General features: G+C 61.1%; 24 protein-coding genes and 2 pseudogenes. 8 read left to right on the top strand and 18 right to left on the bottom strand.

Translation table 11 applies throughout. The annotated features are described in order from the left end of the window. Positions 1-12: 12 nt before the first annotated feature. The 6 genes and pseudogenes from LJX93_RS08225 to LJX93_RS08200 form a co-directional block, all read right to left on the bottom strand. Complete coding sequence (locus LJX93_RS08225; protein WP_033700340.1) at positions 13-1,161, bottom strand: PQQ-dependent sugar dehydrogenase; 1,149 nt, start codon at positions 1,159-1,161, stop codon at positions 13-15. 22 nt (positions 1,162-1,183) lie between these two features. Further along, positions 1,184-1,501 carry a hypothetical protein gene (locus LJX93_RS08220; protein ID WP_033700341.1) on the bottom strand — a complete coding sequence of 106 codons (318 nt, stop codon included), beginning with the start codon at positions 1,499-1,501 and terminating at the stop codon, positions 1,184-1,186. Positions 1,502-1,632: 131 nt separating this feature from the next. Beyond that, positions 1,633-2,712, bottom strand: coding sequence for an extracellular solute-binding protein (locus LJX93_RS08215; protein ID WP_033700343.1), 1,080 nt, complete (start codon positions 2,710-2,712; stop codon positions 1,633-1,635). Positions 2,713-2,776: 64 nt separating this feature from the next. Next, positions 2,777-5,212, bottom strand: coding sequence for a TonB-dependent receptor (locus LJX93_RS08210; RefSeq protein WP_186661180.1), 2,436 nt, complete (start codon positions 5,210-5,212; stop codon positions 2,777-2,779). 120 nt (positions 5,213-5,332) lie between these two features. Beyond that, a complete protein-coding gene (locus LJX93_RS08205) occupies positions 5,333-6,205 on the bottom strand; it encodes a FecR family protein (RefSeq protein WP_315972656.1) in 873 nt (290 codons plus the stop codon). 4 nt (positions 6,206-6,209) lie between these two features. Then, positions 6,210-6,716 (bottom strand): annotated as a pseudogene (locus LJX93_RS08200) (RNA polymerase sigma factor); the annotation flags it as partial. A gap of 136 nt (positions 6,717-6,852) precedes the next feature. Between LJX93_RS08200 and LJX93_RS08195 the strand changes: the two are divergent. After that, positions 6,853-7,341 carry an LEA type 2 family protein gene (locus LJX93_RS08195; RefSeq protein WP_227696934.1) on the top strand — a complete coding sequence of 163 codons (489 nt, stop codon included), beginning with the start codon at positions 6,853-6,855 and terminating at the stop codon, positions 7,339-7,341. A gap of 6 nt (positions 7,342-7,347) precedes the next feature. Here LJX93_RS08195 and LJX93_RS08190 read toward each other — a convergent pair whose 3' ends face one another. Next, positions 7,348-7,611, bottom strand: a complete 264-nt coding sequence (locus LJX93_RS08190; protein WP_033700347.1) for a hypothetical protein — start codon at positions 7,609-7,611, stop codon at positions 7,348-7,350. Positions 7,612-7,737: 126 nt separating this feature from the next. On the opposite strand from LJX93_RS08190, the gene LJX93_RS08185 reads away from it, so the two are divergent. Next, positions 7,738-8,058: a DUF883 family protein gene (locus LJX93_RS08185; RefSeq protein WP_033700349.1), complete on the top strand. Its 321-nt coding sequence runs from the start codon at positions 7,738-7,740 to the stop codon at positions 8,056-8,058. A gap of 35 nt (positions 8,059-8,093) precedes the next feature. Here the strand turns inward: LJX93_RS08185 and LJX93_RS08180 are convergent, their stop codons facing one another. Then, entirely contained in the window at positions 8,094-8,711 is a 618-nt protein-coding gene (locus LJX93_RS08180) for a tRNA-(ms[2]io[6]A)-hydroxylase (RefSeq protein WP_047583899.1), read from the bottom strand. 154 nt (positions 8,712-8,865) lie between these two features. Here LJX93_RS08180 and LJX93_RS08175 point away from each other — a divergent pair, with 154 nt between their 5' ends. After that, positions 8,866-9,729, top strand: coding sequence for a universal stress protein (locus LJX93_RS08175; protein WP_156310694.1), 864 nt, complete (start codon positions 8,866-8,868; stop codon positions 9,727-9,729). A gap of 195 nt (positions 9,730-9,924) precedes the next feature. On the opposite strand, the gene LJX93_RS08170 is transcribed toward LJX93_RS08175, so the two are convergent. The 9 genes from LJX93_RS08170 to LJX93_RS08130 form a co-directional block, all read right to left on the bottom strand. Further along, the gene (locus tag LJX93_RS08170; protein WP_033700355.1) at positions 9,925-10,128 is read right to left on the bottom strand and encodes a formate dehydrogenase subunit delta; all 204 of its coding nucleotides are present in this window, start codon (positions 10,126-10,128) and stop codon (positions 9,925-9,927) included. After that, positions 10,125-13,004, bottom strand: coding sequence for a formate dehydrogenase subunit alpha (gene fdhF, locus LJX93_RS08165; protein ID WP_033700357.1), 2,880 nt, complete (start codon positions 13,002-13,004; stop codon positions 10,125-10,127). Before fdhF ends, LJX93_RS08170 begins: the two co-directional genes overlap by 4 nt. Beyond that, positions 13,001-14,560 (bottom strand): formate dehydrogenase beta subunit, encoded by a 1,560-nt coding sequence (locus LJX93_RS08160; protein WP_227696933.1) that lies wholly within the window; start codon positions 14,558-14,560, stop codon positions 13,001-13,003. The genes fdhF and LJX93_RS08160 overlap by 4 nt, the downstream gene beginning before the upstream one ends. After that, the gene (locus LJX93_RS08155) at positions 14,554-15,036 is read right to left on the bottom strand and encodes a formate dehydrogenase subunit gamma (RefSeq protein WP_033700360.1); all 483 of its coding nucleotides are present in this window, start codon (positions 15,034-15,036) and stop codon (positions 14,554-14,556) included. The genes LJX93_RS08160 and LJX93_RS08155 overlap by 7 nt, the downstream gene beginning before the upstream one ends. Before the next feature lie 262 nt (positions 15,037-15,298). Continuing rightward, positions 15,299-16,456 (bottom strand): glutathionylspermidine synthase family protein, encoded by a 1,158-nt coding sequence (locus tag LJX93_RS08150; protein WP_227696931.1) that lies wholly within the window; start codon positions 16,454-16,456, stop codon positions 15,299-15,301. Between the two features lie 2 nt (positions 16,457-16,458). Continuing rightward, entirely contained in the window at positions 16,459-17,175 is a 717-nt protein-coding gene (locus LJX93_RS08145; RefSeq protein WP_177447961.1) for a DUF1190 domain-containing protein, read from the bottom strand. A 28-nt stretch (positions 17,176-17,203) separates the two neighbouring features. After that, positions 17,204-17,629, bottom strand: coding sequence for a DUF350 domain-containing protein (locus LJX93_RS08140; RefSeq protein WP_033700365.1), 426 nt, complete (start codon positions 17,627-17,629; stop codon positions 17,204-17,206). A 12-nt stretch (positions 17,630-17,641) separates the two neighbouring features. Next, positions 17,642-18,241 (bottom strand): DUF2491 family protein, encoded by a 600-nt coding sequence (locus LJX93_RS08135; RefSeq protein WP_050506117.1) that lies wholly within the window; start codon positions 18,239-18,241, stop codon positions 17,642-17,644. Between the two features lie 129 nt (positions 18,242-18,370). Further along, entirely contained in the window at positions 18,371-18,658 is a 288-nt protein-coding gene (locus tag LJX93_RS08130) for a DUF3077 domain-containing protein (RefSeq protein ID WP_047583310.1), read from the bottom strand. A gap of 290 nt (positions 18,659-18,948) precedes the next feature. Here LJX93_RS08130 and LJX93_RS27455 point away from each other — a divergent pair. From LJX93_RS27455 to LJX93_RS08115, 3 genes and pseudogenes are all read left to right on the top strand, one after another. Continuing rightward, positions 18,949-19,074, top strand: a pseudogene (locus LJX93_RS27455) (arsenical resistance protein ArsH); the annotation flags it as partial. A gap of 278 nt (positions 19,075-19,352) precedes the next feature. Further along, positions 19,353-19,790 (top strand): acetyltransferase, encoded by a 438-nt coding sequence (locus LJX93_RS08120; RefSeq protein WP_033700370.1) that lies wholly within the window; start codon positions 19,353-19,355, stop codon positions 19,788-19,790. Positions 19,791-19,949: 159 nt separating this feature from the next. Next, positions 19,950-21,857, top strand: a complete 1,908-nt coding sequence (locus LJX93_RS08115; protein ID WP_227696930.1) for an acyltransferase family protein — start codon at positions 19,950-19,952, stop codon at positions 21,855-21,857. A gap of 62 nt (positions 21,858-21,919) precedes the next feature. Here LJX93_RS08115 and LJX93_RS08110 read toward each other — a convergent pair whose 3' ends face one another. Then, positions 21,920-22,153 (bottom strand): hypothetical protein, encoded by a 234-nt coding sequence (locus LJX93_RS08110; protein ID WP_320442644.1) that lies wholly within the window; start codon positions 22,151-22,153, stop codon positions 21,920-21,922. A gap of 577 nt (positions 22,154-22,730) precedes the next feature. On the opposite strand from LJX93_RS08110, the gene LJX93_RS08105 reads away from it, so the two are divergent. Together LJX93_RS08105 and LJX93_RS08100 are read left to right on the top strand one after the other, a co-directional pair. After that, on the top strand, positions 22,731-24,146 hold the full coding sequence (locus LJX93_RS08105; RefSeq protein ID WP_227696928.1) for a hypothetical protein: 1,416 nt from the start codon (positions 22,731-22,733) through the stop codon (positions 24,144-24,146). Between the two features lie 467 nt (positions 24,147-24,613). After that, positions 24,614-25,534, top strand: a complete 921-nt coding sequence (locus LJX93_RS08100) for a hypothetical protein (RefSeq protein WP_227696927.1) — start codon at positions 24,614-24,616, stop codon at positions 25,532-25,534. Positions 25,535-25,632 lie beyond the last annotated feature (98 nt).

The following is a 25,632-nucleotide window of genomic DNA, read 5'->3' as shown; positions in this document are numbered from 1 at the left end:
CGGCCCTGCCCCTCAGCCTTCGTTGAGCCCCACTTTCAACAACTGGCCGTCCTTGTCGTCGGTCAGTACATACAAGTAGCCATCCGGCCCTACCCGCACATCACGGATTCGTGCCTTGAGGTCCCCCAGCAAGCGCTCCTCGTGCACGACCTTGTCGCCCTTGAGCTGCAGACGAATCAGCTCCTGGCTGGCCAGTGCACCAATGAACAGATTATGGTCCCAGCCCTTGAATGTCGGGCTGTCGTAGAACGCCATGCCGCTGATGCCAGGGGACTTCTCCCAGACATGGTGCGGGTCGACCATGCCCTGCACATGCTTGCCCTTGGCCTCCGGAATCGGCAGCAGCGAGTAGTTGATGCCGTGGGTAGCAATCGGCCAGCCGTAGTTTTTGCCGGGCTGCGGAATATTGATTTCGTCACCGCCACGCGGGCCGTGTTCGTGGGTCCAGAGCGTGTCTGTCCAGGGGTTGAGCGCCGCACCCTGCTGGTTACGGTGGCCGAACGACCAGATCTCGGGCCGCACGTTGGCCTGGCCGACGAAGGGGTTGTCCTTGGGCACTTCGCCGTCGGGCAGAATGCGCACGATCTTGCCTTGCAGCTTGTCGAGGTCCTGGGCGGTTGGCCGTTGGTTGTTCTCGCCCAAGGCGATGAACAGATAACCCTCACGGTCGAACACCAGCCGCGAGCCGAAGTGGTTGCCCACCGACAGTTTGGGCTGCTGGCGGAAGATCACGGTGAAGTTCTCCAACCGCGCGCGGTCTTCAGACAACTGGCCCCGGCCAACCGCCGTACCGGCCTTGCCGTCATCGCCCGCTTCGGCATAGGACAGGTAAACGGTACGGTCCTTGCCGAATGCCGGCGACAACACCACATCCAGCAAGCCGCCCTGGCCCTCGGCCCAGACCTTGGGCACACCGCTGATGGGCGGGCCGACCTTGCCTTCGGCGTTCACCAGCCGCAGGTTGCCGGGGCGTTCGGTGACCAGCATGTCTTTGCCACCGGGCAGGAAGGCCAGTGCCCAAGGGTTGCGCAGGCCGTCGGCCACGGTATTGACAGTCAACTGCCCTTGCTCGCTGGGGAACTGCTGTTCGGAGGCCGCTTGTGCCAGCAAAGGCAGCAGCGCGGCAGCGGTCACGGTGGTCAGCCAGGTAGCTCTGGTCATTCAGGGTTCCTTGCAACGGGGCTCACGGCGCGCGTGGGTTATCGCGCGGTGGCCGGGTGGGTTCCAGATTAGGGGTCTGCTGTTGGCGACGCAGGTTGTCACCGTTGCCAATGCCGCGGTTGTCCAGTGACGGCGTGCGCTGGTAGGGGTCGGTCGAAGGGCCGCGCACCGGCGGTGTGGCAGGCATGCTGCCTTGCCGACTGTTAGGGTTGGCACGCTGGATCGGGCTGTTGTACGGGTTGTTGTTGCTGGCAGCGAGCTGCAAGGGCGCAACCGGCGCGGCGCGCGCGGGCATACACAACGCCAGGCCGATGGCCAGGATTGGCAGGGTCAGGTTCATGCTTCACCTCCTGTACGAAAATGCCGCGCCTTGTGCGTTTGATAGCCTAAGGCGCGAGGGGTTCGCGGCAAAAGTGTGAATGCAGCTGGAGATAATTCCTGATGTTTCAGTATGGACCCGCACGGGCGGGTTTACTGGCCGGTGCGAAAGGCCATCCACAGGCGGTTGCGTTGGCGCAGGTCGGAAAGCGCCATGCTGCGGTCGGCATACAGCCGCTTACGTACCTGGGTAGGCGGGTAGATGTCCGGGTCGTTGCGCACGGCTTCGTCCACCAAGGGCGTGGCTGCGCGATTGGCATTGGCGAAGAACAGCGTGTTGGTCAGTGCCGCAACCGACTCCGGCTTGAGCATGAAGGCGATGAACGCCCGGGCTGCTTCAGGGTGCGGCGCATCCTTGGGGATGACCAGGTTGTCTTGCCAGACCACGGTGCCTTCCTGGGGGATGCGGTAGATCAACTCGAACGGCTTGCCCGCACGGCGGGCCTGGTCGGCGGCCATCGCCGCATCGCCGTTGTAGGTCAGTGCCAGGCACACACTGCCGTTGGCCAGGTCGCTGATCTGCCGGCCGTTGGCGACATAGCGGATCGAAGGCTGCAGCTGGTTCAGCAGTTTCTGCGCCGCTGCAAGGTCGGTTTTGTCCTGGCTGTAGGGGTCCTTGCCCAGGTAGTTCAAGGTCAGGCCGATCACTTCCTGCGGCGAGTCGGGCATGGCGATACCGCAGTCCTTCAGGCGGCTGGCGTACTCGGGCTTGAACAACAGGTCGAGGCTGTCCAGCGGCACATCGCCCAGGCGCTGGCGTACGGCCTCGACATTCACCCCCAGGCCCAAAGTGCCCCAGGTATAGGGCACCGCATAGCGGTTGCCGGGGTCGGCCTCGGCCAGCTTGGCCAGCAGGTCCTGGTCGAGGTTGGCATAACCCGGCATGGCCTGGGCTTCGAGCGGCTGCAGGGCATTGGCCCTGAGGGCACGGGCCAGCACGGTGGATGACGGCACCACCACATCGTAGCCGCTGCCCCCGGTCAGCAGCTTGGTCTCCAGCACCTCGGTGGTGTCGAAGGTGTCGTAGCGCACCTTGTAGCCGGTTTCGCGCTCAAAGCGCTGAAGGGTTTGCGGGGCGACATAGTCGGCCCAGCTGTAGAGGTTGACGACCTTTTCCTGGGCCTGCAGCGGCAGGGCCAGGCACACGGACAACAGGCACAGCGATCGACGCATGACGGACACCTCGGCAAAGGGGGCTGCCCGTCACTGTAGCCCAAGGGTTTTCAGGCTGCGCCAATCAGTAGGCCATGCTCCAGGTCAGGGTGTAGGTGCGCCCACGCCCTTGGTAGTCATACAGGTACGCTGGCCCATAGGTCGGTGCATAGAACAACGTCGCACGCTGCCCCCAGACCGTGCTGTACTGCTTGTCCAGCAAGTTCTGGATGCCTGCACTGAAGGTGCCGAAGCCAGTGTCCTGGCTGCCCAGCAGGTCGAAAGTGGTGTAGCCGTCGATTTCGTGATCGGCATCGTCCTTGAGGCTGAATGCGTGGTTGGCCTGCAGCCGCGCACTGCGGCCATCGCCCTTCCAGCCGACGAACGCGGTGGACTTGGACAGCGACGCATAGCGGGCATCGCGCTTGTTCCAGCCACCGTTGGCGGCCTCTTCTTCGGAACGGGTCAGGTGCAAGGTACCACCGGCCTCCCAACCGCTCTGGAAGTGACGGGTCAACGCACCTTCGAAACCAAAGTCGCGGCTCTTCTGCTCTTCGACGTTGATGGTCAGCGTTTGCGAGTCGACGTTGATGATCTTGTCCGACCAGATGTAGTACAGCGCCGCCTGGGCGTCCCAGTCCAAGTCGGCAAAGCGCCAGCCGAGTTCGACCTGGCGGCTCTTGATACCGGCCAGCGGGTTGTCGGCGACGCTCAGGCCTGGCTTGCCGTAGTACTTGGCCGGGTCTGGCAGGTCGAAACCTTCACCGTAGTTGGTCCACAGCTGATGGCCATTCTTGAAATCGTAAATGGCGCCGACGTTGTACAGGCTGACCTGATAATCGTTGCTGCCGCCGGGTACGCCTTTGAAATCGCTGACATCCACGTCCATCTGCTGGCGCCGCGCGCCACCGGACAAGGTCAGGTTGTCGGTGGCATGCCAGTCGAGCTGGGCGTACACCGACACACCGTCAACCCGGTAACTGGGGTAGCGCGCGGCCTTGCTGGCCTTGTCCATTTCCAGGCCACCGCTTTCGGATGACGTCAGGGCATCGAAGGTGGTCTGTTCGGCGTTGAAGCGCTCGCGGTCCAGGTCGACGCCGTAGGTCAGCTTGAGCGCATCCCATTGTTTGGCGAACAGGCCTTTGAGGCTGGTGACTTCGAAGTTCTGTTGTGATGCGGCGAAGTACACCCCGCGCGACCCGGTGGGGGTGGCGCGGTTGTAGTACGGAAACGGGTAGAAGTTGTCGTCTTCCTTGCGGTACGAGGCCTGCAGGTAGAAGTCCTGGCCCAGCACATCGGTGTGATGGTAGTTGGCGTTGAGCAACAGGCGCCGGGTGCGTGGCTCGAGGTCGGAGGAATAGCCGCTGCGCAGTTCGGCGTCTTCCAGGTCCGAGGGGGCGTTGTGGTTGAGGTTGGGGAAGTAGATACCCGTGCTGCCGTGGTTGCCCGAGTCGTAGTACTGGGCCAGCAGGTCCAGGCTCTGCTCGTCGGTCAGGGTCAGGCCCAAGGTGCCGAGCACGTCGATTGTGCGGTTGTACTGCAGGTCGGTCTGGGTATTGTCGATGAAGATCTGGTCGCCAGCGCCGTCGTAAAAGGCTTCATTCTGCTCGCCGGAGATGCCCAGGCGGGCGCTGACCCGCTCGTTGCCGCCGCTGATCGACTGGGCGATGCGGGTGGCCAGGTCGTCACTGTTGTTGAAACCGCTGCTGGCTCCTAATTGGGTCTCGAAGCGTGCCGGGCCGGGCTCGCCCTTCTTGGTCACGATGTTGATGATGCCGCCGGTGGCGCCACCCCCGTAGAGGGCACTGGCACCCGACAGCACTTCGACACGCTCGACGTTGAACGGCGAAATACTGTCGAACTGGCGCGACAGGCCGCGCGAGCTGTTCTGGCTGACCCCGTCGATCATCACCAGCACATTGCGCCCACGCATGTTCTGGCCGTAGTTGGTGCGCCCCTCTGGGGCCAGGTCCAGGCCCGGCACCAGCTTGCCGATGGCTTCCTTCAGGCTCACACCGCTGTCGATCTGCTCGCGCAGTTGCTGCTGGTCGACCACCCAGACGGTGCCGGGGATTTCACTGATGGCGGTGCTCGTGCGCGAGGCGACGCTGACTTCGATGGGCTTCAAGTTGACAGCCTGCGGCGCAGTGTCCGCCTTGCGCAGGGTAACGGTGCGGGCATCGCTGAACTGCCAGCCCATGCCGCTGCCGGCCAGCAACTGCTGCAACGCCTGCTCGATGCTGTAGCTGCCCTGCAAGGCCTGGCTATTCAGGCCCGACACATCACCGGTGGTGTACAGCAAGTGCAAACCGGCCTGGTCGGCGAACGCCGTCAGGGCCTGGTCCAGTGGCTGGGCCGGCACGTCCAACTGCACCTGGCGGGCTTCGACCTGGGCCGCTTGCGCAGCGGTCGAGGCCAACGCCTGCAGCGGGCCAGCCAGCATGGCCAGGGCACTGCAAGACAGCAAGGCGTGATGGAGAGAACCGCTGCGGCGGTGCAAGGGCTTGAGCGTAAGGGCCACGAATGAGCTTCCAGACAAGTCGTAAATGAGAATGGGTTGCTGATCAGTCCCACTACGACGATCTGGCCTGCATGAACTTGCAGCGGCAGATGAAAAATATTTCGATTATTTTTTGCAGGCTCAGTGCACCACGGCCAACCAGGGCAGGTAGGTGACCTTCAGGCCATAACGCTGCTCCAAGGTACGCAGCAGTGCCTGGGGCTCATCGAGGTCGAACACCCCGCTCACTTCCAGGGCGGCCAGCGTGGTATCGGACAGCAAAATGCGCCCCTGCTGGTAACGCTCAAGCTCCGCCAGCACCTGCCCCAGCGGCTTGCCGTTGAAAATCAGCTTGCCGCGCTGCCAGGCGGTCTGTGCGCTGGCATCGGGCGACACCGGCACCCTGCGCTCACCCACCGTGGCCTCGCCCTGGGCCAGCACCACGCGGCCATCGCGGCGCACGCTGAACGTCGCCGCCGTGCCCCGCACCGCCTCGCCTTCGGTATCGACCACAAAGGGCCGTGCGTCGTTGGCCGTTTCGAACAAGGCCTCGCCAGCATTGAGCACCACTCGGCGCTCGCGGTCGGTAAATGCCACCGTCAAGGCACTGCCGCTGTTCAGCAGTACCCGCGAGCCATCGGCCAGGGTAATAGCCTGCCGCTGCCCCAGCCCGGTGTGGTAGTCCGCCAGCCAGATTGGGGCCTGCTGCCAGCCGGTAAAGCCTGCGGCCAGCACCACCACCGAGGCCGCCAAGCCGGCCGCCCAGTGCCGTCGGCGCCGCACGGGTGGTGGCGCGACAACCTGGGCGGTCGGGGTGTGGCCAATGTCTTGCCACAGCGCTTGCGCCTCGCGCGCCGCCTCGGCATGCGCCGGGCTCAATGCGCACCAGCGCTGGTAGCGGGCGTGGTCCGCCGCCGTGGCATTGCCCGCGTGCAACAGCACCTGCCAATCGATGGCATCGTCGCTGAGGTCGCTGAGCGGTTGGGCTGCAGGCATGGCGTAAGGCTCAGTCATGGTTGTGTTTGAGCCAGTCACGGCAATGGCGCAGCGCCTGGCCGATGTATTTTGCCACCATGCTTTCGGAAACGCCCAGCCGTTGTGCAATCTGTGCCTGGGTCAGGCCTTCGATGCGGTTGAGCAGCAGCGCCTGGCGGGCATTGCTGGGCAGCTGCAACAGCGCCTCGTCGAGTATCTGCAGGCGCTCGCGGGCAAGCAACGCCGCCTCGGGCGCCGGCGCCGGGCAGGCCACCTCCCCTGTGCCATCGCTGTCATCGTGACGGGCAGCGTTGCGTTGCTCACGGCGCAAGGCATCGATCGCCAGGTTGCCCGCGACCCGAAAGATGAAGCTGCGCGCATGCAGCACCGTGACCGCTTGCTGGTCGATCTTCACCAGCTTCAGGTACGTCTCCTGCGCGACGTCGGCAGCGCGCTGGCGATCGCTCATGCGCCGGGTCAGGAACTGCAGGAGGTCGTCGTAGTGCTCCTGGAAACTCGCCAGCAGACCAGACACGGGAGACGTCAGCATGAGGTAGGAGAAAGGCCAGTAAGAGGAATTGTCGGGCGTTAATGAGAAACAGTATCTTTCATTGTGCACGCCACTTTCAACGTCAGAGAGCATTTGCCACACTGACGCTTGAATTCTTCTGGCAAGGTTGCAACCCATGACTGCCCATTTGCACCGCTGTGCCCGCGGCTGCCTGGTACTGCTGTTGGCGTTCGGCCTCAGCGCCTGTGCGTTGTTCCAAGCGCGCGACCCGCTCAACATCAGCGTGATCGGCATCGAGCCGCTGCCCGGCCAGGAGCTGGAACTGCGCATGGCGGTGAAAATACGCGTACAGAACCCTAACGAAACCCCGATCGACTACAACGGCATCGCGCTCGACCTGCAGGTCAACGGCCAGCCGCTGGCCGCCGGGGTGAGTGACCAGCAGGGGAATATAGGCCGGTTCGACGAAGCGGTGATCGTGGTGCCGGTCAGCGTCACCGCGTTTTCCTTCCTGCGCCAGGCGTATGGCCTGGGCCAGCGCAATTCGCTGCAAGGGCTACCCTATGTACTGCGCGGCAAACTGGCAGGCGGGTGGTTGGGCACCGTCCGCTTCACCGACGAAGGCACGCTGGATTTGCCGAAGGCTGCAGGCGCTGGCGGGTAACCAGCCTCAGCGGCTGTTGTTGGCGGCGGCCATCATCTTGTTGACCTCACTGCGCACCATGCTGGCGTATTCGGGCGGCGACATGCTTTCAAGCTCGGCACGCACCCACTCGGCCCATTTGCCCTTGCGCCGTGGCTTTTCGGAAATCAGCCGGGCCGCTTCGCCCTTGGCCTTGCCCAGGTTGCTCTGCCACATTTCGAACAACCGCGCCTTCTCTGCCTCGATCTGCGCCCGTTCCTCGAAGCTCTTGTTGGCCAGATTGAAACTCATGAAGGTACCTGCCTGTTGAAAATGGCCGCTATCTTACACCGTAGCGATGCGTCACCGGAAAGCCGGCGCAACTTTCCCGACGCGCCGGCATCCATTGTTCACCCCCCCATTGACGAGGATGAGTTCATGGCCCGAAAAAACGCCGCACAAGCCGCCAGCGATCAGATCAAGGATCAGGTCTTCAGCGAACTGCAGGCATTGATCGAAGAATCCGAAAAGCTGCTCAACGACAGCGCAGCCCTGGTTGGCGAGGAGGCAGAAACCCTGCGCGCCCAAGTCAGCCTGAAACTGCGCCAGGCCCGCCAGGCGGCGAGCAATGTGCGTGACAAGGCCCAGCCGGTGGTGGATGCCACCCAGGACTACATCGGCGGCCACCCCTGGCAGACCGTTGCCGTGTCCGCAGGCTTCGGCCTGGTGGTCGGCCTGTTGCTGGGCCGCCGTTACTAAGCAGCGCTAACGGCCGCAGCGCCGCCTGACCGGTTTCAGGCGGCCTGCGCCAGCGGGATACCGCTATGGAAGCGCAGCTCCTGGTCCGGTGACTGGATCAGTTCGGCCTCGGCCTCACGTACCAGCTCCACCCGGCGGGCGATGTCCGCTGCCTCACCATACTGATGGGCCAGCTTCAGGTAGCCCTGGTAATGGCGCGCTTCACTTTTCAGCAAGCCGTGGTAGAAGGTACCCAGCTCTTCATCCAGGTGCGGCACCAGTGCGGCAAAGCGCTCGCAACTGCGTGCTTCGATGAAAGCCCCCACCACCAGGGTATCCACCAGTTTGACCGGTTCATGGGCACGCACCAGGCGGCGCAGGCCCGAGGCATAACGCCCGGCCGACACCGGGCGCAAAGGCACACCCCGGCGCTTCATCAGGCGCAACACCTGCTCATGGTGCACCAGTTCTTCACGGGCCAGACGCGACATCATGTTGATCAGGTCCAGGTGCGTGTTGTACTTGGCGATCAGGCTCAAGGCGGTGCTGGCGGCCTTGAACTCGCAGTTCTTGTGGTCGATCAGCAGGGTTTCCTGGTCGGCAAGCGCCGCTTCGATCCAGGCATCTGGGGTCGGGCAGCCGAGAAAGGCGTCGATTTCGGGGATCAAGGACATAAACGTGCAACCAGACAGAACAGGCAAGGCCGGCGATTATACCGGCGGCAAGCGGCAGCGCCAGTGACTATGCTTGATGTACATCAAGCGGCGGCGAGTGGGGCGCCGACTATAGTCAGGCATTGGCCGCCATCTTTGAACGGAGCTCAAGCCCATGCAAGCCGTCCGCAGCATCCTCGTCGTCCTCGACCCCACGCATGCCCATAGCCGGGCCTTGACCCGCGCCAAGCTAATCGCAGGGGTTACCGGCGCGCGCCTGCACCTGTTGATGTGTGACAAGAAGCAGGACCACAGCGCGCTGCTCAGCCTGCTGTGCAGCCAGTTGCACGATGACGGGTATGACAACGTGACCTTTGAGCAGGCCTGGCACGACACCCTTCACGAGTCGATCATCGCGGTGCAGCAAGCTGAAGGCTGCGAGCTGGTCATCAAGGAGCACCGGCCGGACAACCCCCTGAAAAAAGCACTGCTGACGCCCAGCGACTGGAAGCTGCTGCGCCTGTGCCCCAGCCCGGTGCTGATGGTGAAAACCGAGCGCCCATGGACGGGCGGGGTGATTCTGGCGGCCGTGGATGTCGGCAATCAGGATGAGGATCACCGCCGGTTGCACGCAAGCATCATCGACCATGGCTATGCCATTGCCGGCCTGGCTAAAGGTCAGTTGCACGTCATCAGTGCGCACCCCTCCCCCATGCTGTCGGCTGCGGACCCGGTCTACCAGCTCAGCGAGACCATTGCAGAGCGCTACCGCGAAGCCTGCCGCGCGTTTCAGGCCGAGTTCGACATCAGCGATGAACGCCTGCATGTCGCCGAAGGCCCGGCCGATGTGCTGATACCCCATACCGAGAAGAGGTTCGGCGCCGTGGTCACGGTGATCGGCACGGTGGCCCGCACGGGGATTTCCGGTGCCTTGATCGGCAATACGTCGGAGGTGGTGCTCGACTCGCTCGAAGGGGATGTGCTGGTGCTCAAGAGCGAAGAAGCGATTGCCCACCTGACGGAACTGGCCCGCGGGTAGGCCAGCACAGCATCAGCATGCTTTTGTAGGAGCGGCCTTGCCGGGGCGCCGGACCGGTCGGAAAGGGGCGCGAAGCGGCCCCGGCGATTTTTGCTGCGCCACAGAACCTGGGGCCGCTATGCGGCCCTTTCCGACCGGTCCGGCGCCCCGGCAAGGCCGCTCCTACACAGGCAAGGCGTTGCCTCGCGCGAAGGGCTAGGTCAGCGCCTCGCGCACTTTTGGGTCCAGGCCTTCCCCGCCATTGGCCTCGCTCCACGCCAGCAACTGCCGGCGCATCGCCGGCGTCCAGAAGCTCTGCAAGTGCTGCCTCACCCCCTGCACCGCCAGCACCCGGTTCGGTTCGCTGTCAAAATAATGGGCAATCTGGTTGGCCATCTTGACCAGGTTGTCGCTGCTCATCGGCGCACCTCGGCGTTCTCCGGTTGCTCGGCGGTGCGGCGCTCCTTGAGCAGGCGGCGCTGTTCGTCGCTGAAGTCCTGGTAGCGCTTCTGCCATTCAGACGGGTGGAACACCTTCACCACCTCCACCGCCGTCACCTTGTATTCAGGGCAATTGGTGGCCCAGTCGGAGTTGTCGGTGGTGATCACGTTGGCGCCAGACTCAGGGAAGTGGAACGTGGTGTACACCACCCCCGGCGCCACCCGCGCACTGACTTTGGCGCGCAGCACCGTCTGCCCGGCACGGCTGCCGATACCCACCCAGTCACCGTCGCGAATGCCACGGCTCTCGGCATCGGTCGGGTGCAGCTCCAGGCGGTCGGCATCATGCCAGGCAACGTTGCCGGTGCGCCGGGTCTGGGCGCCAACGTTGTACTGGCTGAGGATACGCCCGGTGGTCAGCAACAGCGGGTAGCGGCTGTTGACCTTCTCGTCGGTGGGCACGTAACCCGTGAGCATGAAGCGCCCCTTGCCGCGCACGAACTGGTCGATGTGCATGGTCGGCGTGCCATCGGGCGCGGCATCGTTGCACGGCCACTGCAGGCTGCCATGGCGGTCGAGCTCGGCGTAGCTGACGCGGTGGAAGGTCGGCGTCAGGCGGGCGATCTCGTCCATGATCTGGGACGGGTGGCGGTACTGCATCGGGTAGCCCAAGGCGTTGGCCAAGGCCACCGTGGCCTCCCAGTCGGCCTTGCCGGCCAGCGGCTCCATGACCTTGCGCACCCGCGAGATACGCCGCTCGGCGTTGGTGAAGGTGCCGTCCTTTTCAAGGAACGAACTGCCCGGCAGGAACACGTGGGCGAACTTGGCCGTTTCGTTGAGGAAGATGTCCTGCACCACCACACACTCCATGGCATGCAGGGCCGCAGTGACGTGCTGGGTGTTGGGGTCGCTCTGGGCAATGTCCTCACCCTGGCAGTACAGCGCCTTGAAGCTGCCATCCAGGGCCGCTTCGAACATGTTGGGAATGCGCAGGCCCGGGTCGGGTTGCAAGGTCACGCCCCAGGCCCGCTCGAATTCGGCACGTACCCCTTCGTTGGAGATATGCCGGTAGCCGGGCAGTTCGTGCGGGAACGAGCCCATGTCGCACGAACCCTGCACGTTGTTCTGCCCACGCAGTGGGTTCACCCCTACCCCTTCGCGGCCAATGTTGCCGGTGGCCATGGCCAGGTTGGCGATGCCCATCACCGCAGTGCTGCCCTGGCTGTGCTCGGTGACACCCAGGCCGTAGTAGATGGCCGCATTGCCGCCGGTGGCGTACAGCCGGGCTGCGGCGCGGATCTGCTCGGCAGGCACGCCGCAGACCGGGCCGAGTACTTCCGGCGCGTTCTCTGGCAGGCTGACGAAGTCGCGCCAGCGGGCGAAGTCCTCGGTCTCGCAGCGCGCGTCGATAAAGCGCTGGGCCAGCAAGCCTTCACTGACGATCACATGGGCCAGGGCGTTGAGCATGGCCACGTTGGTGCCAGGGCGCAGTTGCAGGTGCAGCTCGGCGCGGGCGTGGGGCGAGTCGACCAGGTCGATGCGCCGTGGGTCGATGACGATCAGCCGCGCGCCCTGGCGCAGGCGGCGCTTGAGCTGCGAGCCGAACACCGGGTGGGCGTCGGTGGGGTTGGCGCCAATCACCAGCACCACGTCGGCCTGCATCACCGAATCGAAGCTCTGGGTACCGGCCGACTCACCGAGGGTCTGCTTGAGGCCGTAGCCGGTGGGCGAATGGCACACCCGGGCGCAGGTGTCGACGTTGTTGTTGCCAAACGCCACGCGCACCAGTTTCTGCACCAGGTAAGCCTCTTCGTTGGTGCAGCGGCTGGAGGTGATGCCGCCAATCGAATCACGCCCGTACTTGAGCTGAATGCGCCGGAACTCGCTGGCCGCATAGTTTACCGCCTCTTCCCAGCTGACTTCCTGCCACGGGTCTTCGAGGCGCTTGCGGATCATCGGCTTGGTGATGCGGTCCGGGTGGGTGGCATAGCCCCAGGCGAAGCGGCCCTTGACGCAGGCGTGGCCGTGGTTGGCGCCGCCGTTCTTGTCCGGGACCATGCGCACCAACTGGTCGCCCTTCATCTCGGCACGGAACGAGCAGCCGACACCGCAGTAGGCGCAGGTGGTGATCACCGCACGTTCGGGCTGGCCGAGCTGCACCAGGCTCTTTTCGGTCAAGGTGGCGGTCGGGCACGCCTGCACGCAAGCACCGCACGACACACACTCGGAGGCCAGGAAGTTATCGCCCCCAGCCGCCGCCACCCGCGAGTCGAAACCACGCCCGGTGATGGTCAGGGCAAAGGTGCCCTGGATGTCTTCGCAGGCGCGCACGCAGCGGCTGCAGACGATGCATTTGCTGGGTTCGTAGTCGAAGTACGGGTTGGAGACGTCCTTCTTCTCAGCCAGGTGATTGGCGCCGTCGTAGCCGTAGCGGACCTCACGCAGCCCCACCTGGCCGGCGACGGTCTGCAGTTCGCAGTTACCGTTGGCCGAGCAGGTCAGGCAGTCCAGCGGGTGATCGGAGATGTACAGCTCCATCACATTGCGCCGTAGCCCGGCCAGGCGCGGGGTTTCGGTGCGCACCACCATGCCTTCGCTGACAGGGGTGGTGCAGGAGGCGGGATACCCGCGCATGCCGTCGATTTCCACCATGCACATGCGGCACGAGCCGAACGCTTCAAGGCTGTCGGTGGCGCACAGTTTGGGGATGCTGGTGCCGAGCATGGCGGCGGCGCGCATCACCGAGGTACCGGCAGGCACGCTGATCGCGCGGCCGTCAATGTTCAGGCTGACCTGCACCTGGCTGTCGCGGGCCGGGGTGCCAAGATCGGTCTCGGGGTCGAAAAAATTGATCACTGTGCGGCCTCCGTCTGAGTCAGACCGAAATCGGCGGGGAAGTACTTGAGCGCGCTGGCCACGGGGTAGGCCGTCATCCCGCCCATGGCGCACAGCGAGCCGTACTGCATCGTGTCGCAGAGGTCGCGCAGCAGCAGGGCGTGGTCGTGGCGCTCGGTGAAATCGGTGCTGGCGATCAGCCGATCCACCACCTCCATGCCACGGGTCGAGCCGATGCGGCAGGGCGTGCACTTGCCGCAGGATTCCTCGGCGCAGAACTGCAGGGCGAAGCGCGCCATGCCGGCCATGTTGAGGGTGTCATCGGCCACCACCACACCGCCGTGGCCCAGCATCGCGCCCATGGCGGCGAAGGCTTCATAGTCCAGCGGCGTGTCGAAGTGGCTGGGCGGCACCCAGGCACCGAGCGGCCCACCGACCTGCGCGGCCTTCAGTGGCCGGCCGCTGGCGGTACCGCCGCCATAGCCTTCCACCAGCTCGCGCAGGGTCAGGCCGAACGCCCGCTCCACCAGGCCGCCGTGGCGGATATTGCCGGCCAGCTGAAACGGCATGGTGCCCAGCGAACGGCCCATGCCGAAGTCGCGGTAGAACGCCGCGCCCTTGGCCAGGATGATCGGCACCGAGGCCAGGGTAAGTACGTTGTGCACCAGGGTCGGCAAGCCGAACAGGCCCTGCAGGGCCGGCAAGGGCGGCTTGGCGCGGACGATGCCGCGCTTGCCTTCAAGGGACTCCAGCAGCGCGGTTTCTTCGCCGCAGATATAAGCGCCAGCGCCAACCCGGACTTCCAGGTCGAAGGCCTTGCCGCTGCCGGCCACGTTCACACCGAGGTAGCCGGCGTCACGGGCGATGGCAAAGGCCTGGTCGAGCACGCGAATGGCGTCGGGGTATTCCGAGCGCACGTAGATGTAGCCTTTGTCGGCCCCCACGGCCAGGCCGGCGATGATCATGCCTTCGATCAGCAGAAACGGGTCGCCTTCCATCAGCATACGGTCGGCGAAGGTACCGGAGTCGCCTTCGTCGGCGTTGCAGACCACGTACTTCTGCCCAGCCCCGGCATCGCGCACGGTGCGCCATTTGATGCCAGCCGGGAACGCCGCACCGCCACGGCCACGCAGGCCGGAATCAAGCACTGCGGCAACCACCTCGGCGCCGTCCAGCGCCACCGCGTGTTCCAGGCCGGCAAAGCCGCCGTGGGCACGGTAGTCGTCCAGCGACAGCGGCCGGGTTACCCCGGCCCGGGCGAACAGCAGGCGTTGCTGGCTTTTCAGATAAGGGATTTGCTCAACCGGCCCCAAGGCCAGGGCATGTTCGTGGGCCTCGCCTGCCAAGCCATCGAGTAGCGCCGGCACATCGTGCACCGTGACCGGGCCGAAACCCTGGCGCCCTTGTGCGGTTTCGCATTCAAGCAGCGGCTCCAGCCAGTACAGGCCACGCGAACTGGTGCGCTGGATATCGACCGCCAACTGCCGGCGTTCGGCCTCGCGCTGCACGGCCTCGGCAACCTGGTCGGCACCCACGGCGCGGGCTACCGAATCACAGGGGATGAACACCTTCAACATGTTTCGCCCTCCAGGCAACCGTTTACCAGGGCACGCAGGCGCTCAGGCGTGAGGCGTGCGTGCAATTGGCCGTCCAGCTCCAGTGCTGGCGAGCAGGCGCAGGCGCCCAGGCAGTACACCGGGCGCAGGCTGATGGCGCCGTCGGCGCTGGTGCCATGGTCGTCCAGCGCCAATTGGTCGCGCAGTTGCGCGGCCAAGGCCTCGGCGCCACGGCTCTGGCATGACTCGGCCCGGCACAGGCGCAAGGTATGGCGTGCAGGCGGCGTGGTACGGAAGTCGTGGTAGAAGCTGATCACCCCGCGCACCTCGGCCAGGCTGAGGTTCAGGGCATGGGCAATTTCGGCGACAGCGGCATCGGGGACGAAGCCGATGCCTTGCTGAATGGCGTGAAGGATCGGCAACAGGGCGCCGGGGGTCTCCTTTTCACGGGCCAGGATGCTGTGGATCAAAGGCAGGTGGAGCAGTTCATCAGGCATACAGCGGACCTCGGCATCACGGACCCTGCCTTGGCGTTGTAGAGGCAGGGGCCGGCGTGTTCTGCTGCGGCGTACCGGCCACGTCACGGTTGCGTGGTGTCGGCAGCCTCCTTGCCCATGGCCGTGCGTCTGCGCGCACTGGCCCGAGGGCATCCTGCAAGCATGGCACTTGTGGCGGCGCAGGGTTGCATGCGAACGACCAGGCGCATCCTGAAACCGACGTGAGGTTCAGGGGGTTTCAGCTGCCCCGCTTCGCGGCCCGTCAGTCCAGCACGACATGCGGCAAAAACCGCGAGCTGTCCTTGGTAATCAGTGAGTCATCCTCACGGATGCCGATACCCGCCGCTGTGTCACCGACTACCCACGAACCGATCAGCGTGTAGCTGTCAGCAAACCTGGGCAACGGCGCAAACCCTTGCAGGATGTACGGCGCATCGTTGTAGGGCCCGTCTTCGAACACCCGCTGCCCCTCGCCGGTGCGGATGTCCACATTGGCCCCTTCCCGCGAGAAATACGGCTTGCGTACCCAGCCCTTGGGCACAGGCCGCGAAGGGCTATCGTCGATGAAGGCCGGCAACAGGTTGGGGTGCCCTGGGTGCCATTCCCACAGCAACGGCAAGATGCCCTTGTTGGAGATCAGCGCCTTCCACGGCGGCTCGATGAACTGCGTGTCACAACCTGGGATGGCCTTGCCGAAGGCTTCGTGGAAGATGTGCTCCCAGGCGTGCAGCTTGAACAAGCGCTGAATCGGCTGCCCCTTCAGGTCAACGAAACGCCCCTCGCCATTCAGGCCGATGTCCTCCAGGTCGATATGCCGTGTGGGAATACCGGCGTGCGCGGCCATCTTGCGCAAAAAGTCCGTTGTGCCACGGTCCTCTACCGAGCCCGAGATGGTCGAGAAGTAGAACGTGCCCTGCCCCTGCTGCGCGGCAAACGCCTGAATGAGGTCTTCGGCCAGGGTATTGAACTGGCTGGCATGCGCGGGCAGAACGCCCCGCTGGATCTGCTCTTCAAGCCAGATCAACTGGAACGCCGCCGCCTCGTACAGCGAGGTAGGCGTGTCGTAGTTGGCCTCGATCAGTTTCGCCGGGCCATGGCCGTCATAGCTGAAGTCAAAGCGCCCATACAGATGCGGCTGCCGCGCTAGCCACGAGTGCCGCACCAGGTCGAAGAATGCCGCAGGAATGGCCAGGCGCGTCATCAGCGCCTCGCTGTCGACGATACGATCAACGGCGTCCAGGCACATCGCGTGCAGTGCTTCGGTCGGGGCCTGCAAGTCGCGCTCGACCTGGGCCTGGCTGAATTGGTAGTAGCCCCGCTCGTCCCAGTAGCGCTCGCCATCGAGGGTGTGGAAGGCAAAGCCCTCTTGTTGGGCAGTGGCGCGCCAACCTGGGCGCTCTGCGAGCTCGACCTTGCGCATGCCTACCCCCCGAAGAAGCTGCCGGACTTGCCGCCCCAGCCACTGCGGGCCGTGGCCTGGCTGCCAAACCCACCCCGCGAGATGGACGCAGAGACGGCTGAGCGCGACGCCGTGCGGCCTGAGGCGCCATAGCCAGCACCGCCGCCGCCGGACGAACCGCCACTGCTGCTCTGCTCATCCTTGTTGCGCTGAATGCCCCCGGCGGAACCATATCGCTGCCCAAGCAGGCCACTGCGCTGCCCGGCGCCATCGCGGTAGGTATACAGCGGCTGCGCGCGATAACGGCGGTCGGCGCTGTTGGTCATCTGCCCCAGCAGCATGCCAGCGACCACGGCGGTGGCGACATGGCCATAGCCGCCGCCCTGAGCGTGGGCCGCATCGACCTGGGACTGGGTGACTTCACCTGCGGTGTCCAGCTCGAACCCGCTCATGCGGGGCATGTAACGGCCACCGGCGCCTATCTGGCAACCGTCAGGGGCGAATTCGGCTTCGCAGTCGGGCTTCGATACATAGGTCGGGGCGGTGCGCCGGTACTCGGCCAGCGCCTGCTTGTAGGCATCGTTGCACGCCTTCTCCGGCACCTTGTCGTTGACGCAGGCTTCGACACTGCCGTAGTTCACCTGCTGGCTGACGGTGTAGGTTTCTTCTTGCGGGCTGCACGCGGTCAACGCCAAGGGCAGCGAGCTGGCCAGCACCAGCTTGACGGAGCTTCGTCTCATTGGGGATTTCATGGGGGCTCCTAGTGCGTCAGGCCGACGGGGTCATGCAAGCCGAATTGAGTAAGCCGACGCTGATCGCCACGCTGGCAGCGTAGATGGCAGCGGCCAGTTCGCCTGCGGCGATACGCCTGGACAGGCCGCGCAGCACCAGGCTGGTAAGGCCGAAGGCAAGCAACTGCACCACTGCCGCAATCACAACCCAGGCCACCACGTCGAGGATGCCGACGCTGTAGGCAATGATATTGCTGGCCGGCAGCGAAAAGCCGATCAGCGAGCCGCCCAGGGCAATGGCCGCGGCCGGGTTGTTCTCACGAATGAGCGCGAACTCGCGGTGCGGAGTAAGGCGGGTATAGATGAACTGGAACAGCCAGAACAGCAACAGTGCCACGCTGATATAAAGGATGAAGCCAGTCACTGCAGTGGCATTGAGCGACAGGCGCAGAGCGTCGAGCATGGTGAGTCCTTGTCAGGTTACGTGAAAGTCCGTGGGGTGCAGGGTGACGCCCAACGAAGTGGTGAAAGTGGCGTTGCCCTGCTCGTCCTCCTCCGCTGACAGCAGCAGGAATTCGCGACGCTCTGGCAGGCCGGTATCGCGGGCGTAGAGCATCGACAGGTGCTGGATGCCATAGCGCGCATCAGGGCTGGTCACGCGCTCGTGCAACGGAACCAGTTTGGCCTGGCCTGCCTCCTGGCCCCACTGGCGGGAATACAGGTAGTCGTCGTGTTCGTAGATCGGCAGGCCGACCTTGGACTGGCTGCCGACAAGGCGCTGAAGGTGCGACGTGTCGCGGATCGGTACAGCGCTGTGATAACCGAACAATACGGTATCACCCACTTCGCTACCGTTCATCAGCACTTGCAGCCAATAGTCTTCATCGTCCAGATAGAAACGCAGCAGGTGCATCGAAGCACCGAGGTCGACCTCGCCGATGGCCCAGACCGTTTCCGGGCCGGGAACCAGCAGTTGCGAATGCCCCTCAAGCAATGGTTCGAGTGACGCAGCGGGTGTGAACCGGCGACCGCTGAGCAAGCCAAATGGCGGCGTGGCACTAGGCGAAAGTGGCATCGTAAACGTCCTGAAGCGGGGCAGTCCTTGCGAGGGGCGACACCTTAACGGGTTTGGCCGCCCGAGCCAATTCAAGCACTGTTTGCGAAACACTGTTGCGGGGGCAACAGCCAACAGCCCCGAGACGCATCAGCGTTGTTTACGCATACCCATGTGCGCATCATCCATCAGCGCCTTGGCCATTTCGCAAAGAAAGTGCGAAGCCCAGACCAGCACAGGTTCGTCGTCCATCACACCGATGAACGATGCCCGTCGTGAGCAATCCAGCAGCAGCGAGGCCTGCTCGATGGCATGGTTGCAGCAGTTGCCGGCTTTAACGCGAAACAGGCGCTTGCCCTTTATCACGCCGTCCATGCACGACGCTGAACCTACGGTCAAACCCAGCGTGCCGGTGCCTTCTGGTACTGTCTTGTCCATTTCAAGGCCTGCACCCTTTTGATGCCATTTTCGAGCCTGAACAATACATATGGATATCCGCATATTCGATTATTCATATGTAAAGCCCCTCCATGATTACCCCACCCAAGGTCTTCAAGAACCTGGCGACGAGACCCGCGCCCGCGCCACCCTGCTCATCGCCAACTTGGGGCTCGAAGAGAACACCTCCCGCCTGCAGAACATGGACGACCGCCCTGTCCGCGCAGCTGCCTGCGGCTAAATCCGCCACCCCACGAGCGATCCTTCCATGCAAGTCCTGTTCATGCGCACATGGCGCCCTGTCGGCCGTGTTCAAGGCACAGATCGACTGGATACCCCTGGCCCTTGGCGCCGTGCGCCCCACCCAAGGCAAAACCCTGGCCGTGATGCAGGTATGCGGCGGCTCGCAGTCGTTCAAACGACAGCGGCCGCATGAAGCCATCGCCGTATAGCGCCGAACAGCTTACCGCGCGGGTGAACCAGCGTTCGATCTGAGCACCTGGTGTTTGCAGGGGCTCTGGCCTTGACGCCCCCTGCGGCGCCCAGTATTTTTCAGCCCCTTCCTTTTCGGCTACCTCTGCTGTGCACCGCCCAGGCGTTAAATCGCGAAGCGGGCATTCATGATGCCGACACTTATACGGTCGCCACTCAATGGCGTGCCGCTATCCGTCATCAAGTGCAAAAGGTTGCTTCCATGATCATTCGTCAGGCCAACGCCGCCGACCACTCGCTGCTGCTCGACATCTGGCTGCGCGCCGTTCGCGCCACTCACCATTTTTTGCAGGCATCCGACATAGACGCGCTGCTACCGCAGCTGCGCGACGTTTACCTACCCGCGGTCGAGCTGTGGGTTGCAGTCGATGCTGACGACTGCCCGCAGGGCTTTATCGGGCTGAATCAGCACCATGTGGAAATGCTCTTTATCGATCCCGATTTGCGTGGGCAAGGCATTGGCCGCGCGCTCCTGGATTACGCCCGCAGTTCGCGCAGCGCATTGAGCGTTGATGTGAACGAGCAGAACCCCGAGGCCGTGGGGTTTTATCTGCATTACGGGTTTGTGCAAACGGGGCGCTCTGCGCTGGATGGCGAGGGGCGGCCATTTCCGTTGTTGCATATGAGCTTGCCTGGCTAGGCAACTGGCAAAATCGTTCCTGCGCCAGGACGCAGGGACGATTTCCGGCATCGCGGTCCGAGCACCAAAAGGCAGCCTGACAACTCCGATAGTCATTGGTTCCGGGGGGATTTGTGGATACAATTTCCGGCTGTCGCAGAAAAACAAACCGGGATCTCGATGTCTACTATCAGGGTTGATATACAAGTCTTACGCGGGCTTGCCGTCTTATTCGTCGTTCTAGAACACTTGGCTATCCCGGGATTCCACTATGGATATCTGGGCGTAGACATATTCTTTGTCATCTCTGGCTTCTTGATTACATCCATAGTTTCAAGAGGACTAGCGCGCGATAAGTTCTCCTTCAAAGAATTCTATCTTCGCCGCGCCAAACGCCTGCTGCCTGCTTCGTTCGTAACGATCCTTGCAACTATCATTGCGGCGAAACTCTTCCTGCCACCCATGCAGATTGAATCGCTGAAGCAACAGATCATCGGTGCGCTGACCTTCTCCACAAACTTTGTATTGCTGAGCCAGGCGGGTTACTTCGACCTCGAGTCTGCGACCAAGCCCCTGCTGCACATGTGGTCGCTCGCGGTTGAAGAACAGTTCTACTTCTTTGTCCCAGCGCTGCTGGCCTTCACCCCGGCCAGGCATTGGCGCAAGATCCTGGTGGTGCTCGCCATCGCCAGCTTCGTGGGCTGCCTGTACCTGTCCTTGAGCAACCAGTCGGCAGCGTTCTATCTGCTCCCGACCCGAGCCTGGGAACTGCTGATCGGCAGCATCGCGTCCATGTTCGTGCACAGCGCCTCCGTCAAGAACGTCACGTCGAAGCTGGCAATTCCGGCATTCGCCGTACTGCTGGCATCGCCCTTCTTCAACTCTGGCCTGTCGCACCCTGGCCTTGACGCAGTGGTGGTTTGCTTCGCTACTGCCATCGTTCTTCTGGCGAACCACCGACTGATCAATAGCAAGGTTTGGTCACCCATCGAGAAAGCGGGCGACATTTCCTACTCCCTGTACCTGGTTCACTGGCCAATCATCGCGATCGCGAACGCCTCAATCGGCACCGAGAGCATGACGGTGAAAGCGACCCTGCTAGCCGCTTCGTTGGTCACGGCCATCGCACTGTACAACCTGGTGGAAAAGCCTTTCCGGGTTATGCAGTACGGCTTCAAGCCATCGCTGGTCGTCTTCCCTGCCCTTACCCTGGCACTGTTCGGCCTTTCGCATTCATTCCTCAAGGTCCAGTCGGCGGAGAAGATCGAGAAGCTGTTCGCACCGAACTACGGCCTTGACCGGTCCTGCGGCACCAACATCTACAAAGACACCGAGAAGTGCCGGACCTCGCAAGATCCGAAGATCATCGTGTGGGGCGATTCCTATGCAATGCACAACATCCCTGGACTGTCGCAAGCGCAGAAGATTGACATCCGCCAAGCCACCCGCAGTGCCTGTGCGCCCTTCCTGAACACAGCGCCCAATACCAAGCGCAGCGACTTCGAAGCGCAAGCGCGTCAGTGCGTTGGCTTCAATGACAGCACCTTCAAGTTCATCAGCGACACCCCGTCGATCAAGACCGTTATCCTGGCCGGCTCCTATGGCCAATACATGCAAGACACCTTCGAGTCGATTTCCTTCGACACCAGCGGGGTAATGCAGATTGAAAAGTCGACCCCAGAGCGCGCCATGAAGGATATGCAGGTGGTCGTCGAGAAGCTGAAGGCACTGGGTAAACAGGTAGTCATCATTTCTCCGCCACCCCCCATCAACACCACCATCGTGAGCTGCATTCAGGCCGAAATGGCCAGTCCATCGCTCACCAATCAATCCAGCAAATGCCTGCTCGACAGGAAGCTGTTCGAGCGCTCCCACAAAAATGTGCTCAACCTGATGAAGTACGCCGAGACTAGCCTCGGTGCCAAGGTGATCTACCTGTCCGACGCACTCTGCGATGCCAAGTCGTGCAAAACCATCATCGATGGCGTGCCGATCTACCGAGATCCAGGCCACCTGAGCAATACCGGTTCTGTGAAGCTGTACCAGAAAATGCCTAACATCCTTGCCGGCATCAACAGCAATAGCTAACGGCAGGAGGTAGCGTGGATTGCATGCGGCGCCTGGCCTGATCGACGGGCGTCGCAGTCATTTCAGCTTGCCCGCTCGATCATCGGCTTAACAGTGATGCCTTGGCGTTTCGCCTCCGCTATCGCGCCCGGCTCGTAGAGCTCGGCCTCTCGATTCCGGATCCAGAAGTGGGCTCTGCGCTTGCGATCGAAGGTCTGGGTTTCCTGATAAACTGCCGCCACTTCCTTCATGATTTGGATCTGGGCTGTGAAGCCAGATGACCCGTCCTTGCGCTTGCGCTGCGTGATGGCTCCCATCGGATTTGCTCCATGGCTGATTTGCTAAACAGAAGCAACGCCTGTAGCAAAACCAGCAAGAACCGGAAAAAGCGACGACAAACAGAGACCCCAAAATGCCACTGAAACAAGCAGAAACCCCAGCAACCTCAGGCGATTTGGTCGTTAGGAGGTTTTCTGTCGCGCCGATGATGGATTGGGCATACTTTACCTAAAACCCCTTCATAGAAAGGCTTGAAGCATCGCACCCCACCTTCATGTACCAAACTTGTACCACCCAACCCCCTGACTGAGCCAACCTTGACCCAAATCCTCTCATCCGCCCATTCCTTATAGAATATCATTTAGCTACTATCCCATCGTACTGGCGCGTTAGCCATGGGTTGGCTCCCTCTATTGCTCAGAGGCTGCGCAGAACCATACAACTACTGTACCCAGCGGAAACCCGGGTGAAGAATGTCCTCAGTGCATTCTAAAATGGACAGACGTTTCGAGCCTTGGTTAACGCTTGCAAACATGGAAAAGGACGGATACCAAATTGACCAGATGGGTTCAACAGTTTCAATCCAGCAATTTCATGTCGATATGGCCAAGTCTCTTGGGCACCATCAGCGAGCAGGATGTTGACGACAAAACCATTACAACAACCGTAGAAGAACTTGCCCGCTTAAATAAAGTTGCATACTTCATCGACGAGATCATTAAAAGCATCGATGCGGAACTCACCCCAAAATCAGTACTAGATAACTGCTACAATCAAAGCCATGCGTGCCTCAATCAAGTAACCGCATATACCGCATCAAGAGCCGCCAGCCATTTAGTACAAGCCAACGAGCACGCGGACAACTTACTCACTTATATACGGCCATACATGGTACTTCCCCGAGAAGTGCTTCCAGCTTACAGCGCCGCCACAGCGGCCTATTCAGACACACTGAAGCAACACGCAGAAAACTACAACCGCCACATCGCCAATATAACAACCGAGCTAAATGAAACCATTGAGAAATCTAGGCAACAGCAGAGCTACCTCAACGACATAGAATCAAAAGTCAAAGAACTTGACAAATACCTGTATGAGGGAGACGCAGACTTTGCACCCGCAGAGGAATACACTCGATCTGCAGTAAAAGAAATCACCGAACATCACAAAGCAATAAGTGAGCTTAAAGAATCCCTGCTTGAGGGCCCAGAATCAACTTTTGCAGGCATAAAGACAAACCAACAAGAAATCGTTAAAATCAATAGCGAACTAAGTGAACTGCTAGATTCTAGCACCCAGCAAACCAATGACCTAACAAAGTTCCACAATAAAATATTCGGAGTAAAAAAAGGTGATGACGACGAGATAGCTGAAGGTGGCCTCAAACAAGAACTGGAAGAGAGATTACGTCAACTCAACAGCTTTGAAGTCGAGCAAAAAAATCGCCATAAAACTTTATACACTTCGATTGAGGCCCTTTTACCAGGTGCGACCAGTGCGGGCTTAGCGTCTGCCTACAAAACCTTGAAAGATTACTTCAGTACACCAATTCAGCGATATACGGTCGCATTTTATTCTTCTATGGCAGCACTGCTTATCGGCGGTCTACTTCTTGTAACAGACTCACTATCTCTGTGGCCGCCAAGCATTACCTTTATAAAAGCTACTGATTGGCAAGAAATACTTCGAAATCTTCTTATGCGATCGCCAATCGTACTACCTGTAATCTGGCTTGCTATATTTTCTGCCACCCGAAGAAGTCAATATGAGCGCCTTCAGCAGGAATATGCCCACAAAGAAGCATTTGCGGCCTCATACGAGAGCTACAAAAAACAACTGAGCGATCTTCAGGTCAGTGGCGACGAACTGCAAAAAGAACTTATCGCCAAAGCCATTGATGCTATAGCCTTTAATGCTTCATCCACCCTAGATGGAAAGCACACTGAGAAGCCACCAATATTTCAAGCACTAGAAAAGCTCAATATAGACGAAGTAAAAAAACTTATTGAAATTGTAAAAAAGAAAGATTAACACCACCCCTAGGCAAGTCTTTTACTCATTATAAAACAAGCTTTCAATTGTGCTGGAACATGAGCAGAAAAAGGCACCACCCGTAAACGCAGGGACCTGCGTGCCTTTCTACATTCGGGCATAAGCGTAACAGTGGCCGCACATTGGGAATGCATGGCGTGCGGCTCACACACTTTGTGCCTCATCACCACCGATTGGACCATCACTGCCTCCACGTCCTAGGCGGCGAAATTTCTGGGAGGCGAGAGGTGGATGTGTGTGGACATTATCCGATCTACGAGCCGATTGGGGCGCTCGACCGCTACGACGAAGCGCGTTCACCACATGTGGGTGTGCTGGGGACAGGAAAGAACCCACTTGAAAGAAACCGGAGTACGACCACGGTGCTCAGCGCAGCAGGTAGCGGCCACCCACTACTGCGGCTATGATTGCCGGCTATTTGCCACGAGTCAAACCAAGGGGATGCAATGACACAATTGTGGGAGCCAGTAAACGGTGTGTTCACAGCTTCGGCATCGTGGCTGCCGAGTTTGGACTTTTCTATTGACTATTGGTCGCTGTTCACCACTGTTATAGGGGCGTTGGCAGGTGCTTGGCTGGGTGCGTGGGCAGCCCAACGTATTGCAGCTCGCCATAAACTCCGTGATGAACTGCAGAAAGAGCTGCGCAGTACGAATGCAGGCATCATGTTATCCTATACTATAACGAATCTATCATACGCCCTAAAGAAGCAACATATAAAAAAACTTAAAGAGAGCTATGACAGCGATTGTTTATTGTTCGAGCTTTACAAGCAAGAAAAAGCCAACGGCGCAGGGAAGGAGCCTTTCAAGATGTCTCCTAATCTCGACCGCTTAGAGGAGGTCGCCCCGCCGATTTCAGCCCTTCAAAACATCGTAATGGGGCAAATTTCCACTACGGGTCGGGCCATAGCATCAGTAACAGGGCTGGCTGACGCCATAGGAAATTTGAATGACACTTTACGAGGACGAAATCATCTTCTTGAGAAAATAAAAGAAGATGACCTTCCACAAGGAGCAAAAATAGAGCATTTCTATCTTGGCATCCCGTATGCTGAGGGAAAAGCAAACATAGAATACGGATGCTATGTTCAAGCACTGTGGCTGTATACTAACGACGTGATATTCTTCAGCATGAAGCTAAGTGAAGATCTTCGGGAGCATGGCCTGCATGTTGCAAAAAAATATACGAAAAACTTTCGTGGCGATGCTCCGAAGGTAAGCGATTTCGATTGGAGCAAGGCAGAGCAGGAAGGATTACTGCCGAGGGACGAAGAGTACGATGGCTGGCTATCTGGTTTCCCAGCCTCGCCTAAAAAGGAAAGCTTTAGCACGTTGCATCGTCTGAGAAAGAGAATCTTTAGCTAATACGCACCTGTATTTAATTAGGGCATCCTTGCACCCTCCTATGCACATCGGTCAGTGAATTTTCTGTGCAGTGCCAGGCGCAGGGATTCTACGCACAC

It is taken from the genome of Pseudomonas sp. HN2-3, from assembly GCF_020691745.1.
Classification (GTDB): Bacteria; Pseudomonadota; Gammaproteobacteria; order Pseudomonadales; family Pseudomonadaceae; genus Aquipseudomonas; species Aquipseudomonas capeferrum.
Note: the sequence above shows the minus strand (reverse complement) of the source record. Positions and strands in the feature narration are given on the sequence as shown.

Excerpts from the sequence above, each read along its gene's own strand:
- LJX93_RS08220 (WP_033700341.1), bottom strand. The coding sequence starts at position 1,501 with ATGAACCTGACCCTGCCAATCCTGGCCATCGGCCTGGCGTTGTGTATG.
- LJX93_RS08150 (WP_227696931.1), bottom strand. The coding sequence starts at position 16,456 with ATGCGCAAGGTCGAGCTCGCAGAGCGCCCAGGTTGGCGCGCCACTGCC.
- LJX93_RS08100 (WP_227696927.1), top strand. The coding sequence starts at position 24,614 with ATGACACAATTGTGGGAGCCAGTAAACGGTGTGTTCACAGCTTCGGCA.
- LJX93_RS08185 (WP_033700349.1), top strand. The coding sequence starts at position 7,738 with ATGGCCCGAAAAAACGCCGCACAAGCCGCCAGCGATCAGATCAAGGAT.
- LJX93_RS08130 (WP_047583310.1), bottom strand. The coding sequence starts at position 18,658 with ATGGACAAGACAGTACCAGAAGGCACCGGCACGCTGGGTTTGACCGTA.
- LJX93_RS08160 (WP_227696933.1), bottom strand. The coding sequence starts at position 14,560 with ATGTTGAAGGTGTTCATCCCCTGTGATTCGGTAGCCCGCGCCGTGGGT.
- LJX93_RS08120 (WP_033700370.1), top strand. The coding sequence starts at position 19,353 with ATGATCATTCGTCAGGCCAACGCCGCCGACCACTCGCTGCTGCTCGAC.
- LJX93_RS08155 (WP_033700360.1), bottom strand. The coding sequence starts at position 15,036 with ATGCCTGATGAACTGCTCCACCTGCCTTTGATCCACAGCATCCTGGCC.
- LJX93_RS08215 (WP_033700343.1), bottom strand. The coding sequence starts at position 2,712 with ATGCGTCGATCGCTGTGCCTGTTGTCCGTGTGCCTGGCCCTGCCGCTG.
- LJX93_RS08110 (WP_320442644.1), bottom strand. The coding sequence starts at position 22,153 with ATGGGAGCCATCACGCAGCGCAAGCGCAAGGACGGGTCATCTGGCTTC.
- LJX93_RS08225 (WP_033700340.1), bottom strand. The coding sequence starts at position 1,161 with ATGACCAGAGCTACCTGGCTGACCACCGTGACCGCTGCCGCGCTGCTG.
- LJX93_RS08195 (WP_227696934.1), top strand. The coding sequence starts at position 6,853 with ATGACTGCCCATTTGCACCGCTGTGCCCGCGGCTGCCTGGTACTGCTG.
- LJX93_RS08115 (WP_227696930.1), top strand. The coding sequence starts at position 19,950 with ATGTCTACTATCAGGGTTGATATACAAGTCTTACGCGGGCTTGCCGTC.
- LJX93_RS08170 (WP_033700355.1), bottom strand. The coding sequence starts at position 10,128 with ATGAGCAGCGACAACCTGGTCAAGATGGCCAACCAGATTGCCCATTAT.
- LJX93_RS08145 (WP_177447961.1), bottom strand. The coding sequence starts at position 17,175 with ATGAGACGAAGCTCCGTCAAGCTGGTGCTGGCCAGCTCGCTGCCCTTG.
- LJX93_RS08190 (WP_033700347.1), bottom strand. The coding sequence starts at position 7,611 with ATGAGTTTCAATCTGGCCAACAAGAGCTTCGAGGAACGGGCGCAGATC.
- LJX93_RS08175 (WP_156310694.1), top strand. The coding sequence starts at position 8,866 with ATGCAAGCCGTCCGCAGCATCCTCGTCGTCCTCGACCCCACGCATGCC.
- LJX93_RS08135 (WP_050506117.1), bottom strand. The coding sequence starts at position 18,241 with ATGCCACTTTCGCCTAGTGCCACGCCGCCATTTGGCTTGCTCAGCGGT.
- LJX93_RS08140 (WP_033700365.1), bottom strand. The coding sequence starts at position 17,629 with ATGCTCGACGCTCTGCGCCTGTCGCTCAATGCCACTGCAGTGACTGGC.
- LJX93_RS08180 (WP_047583899.1), bottom strand. The coding sequence starts at position 8,711 with ATGTCCTTGATCCCCGAAATCGACGCCTTTCTCGGCTGCCCGACCCCA.
- LJX93_RS08205 (WP_315972656.1), bottom strand. The coding sequence starts at position 6,205 with ATGACTGAGCCTTACGCCATGCCTGCAGCCCAACCGCTCAGCGACCTC.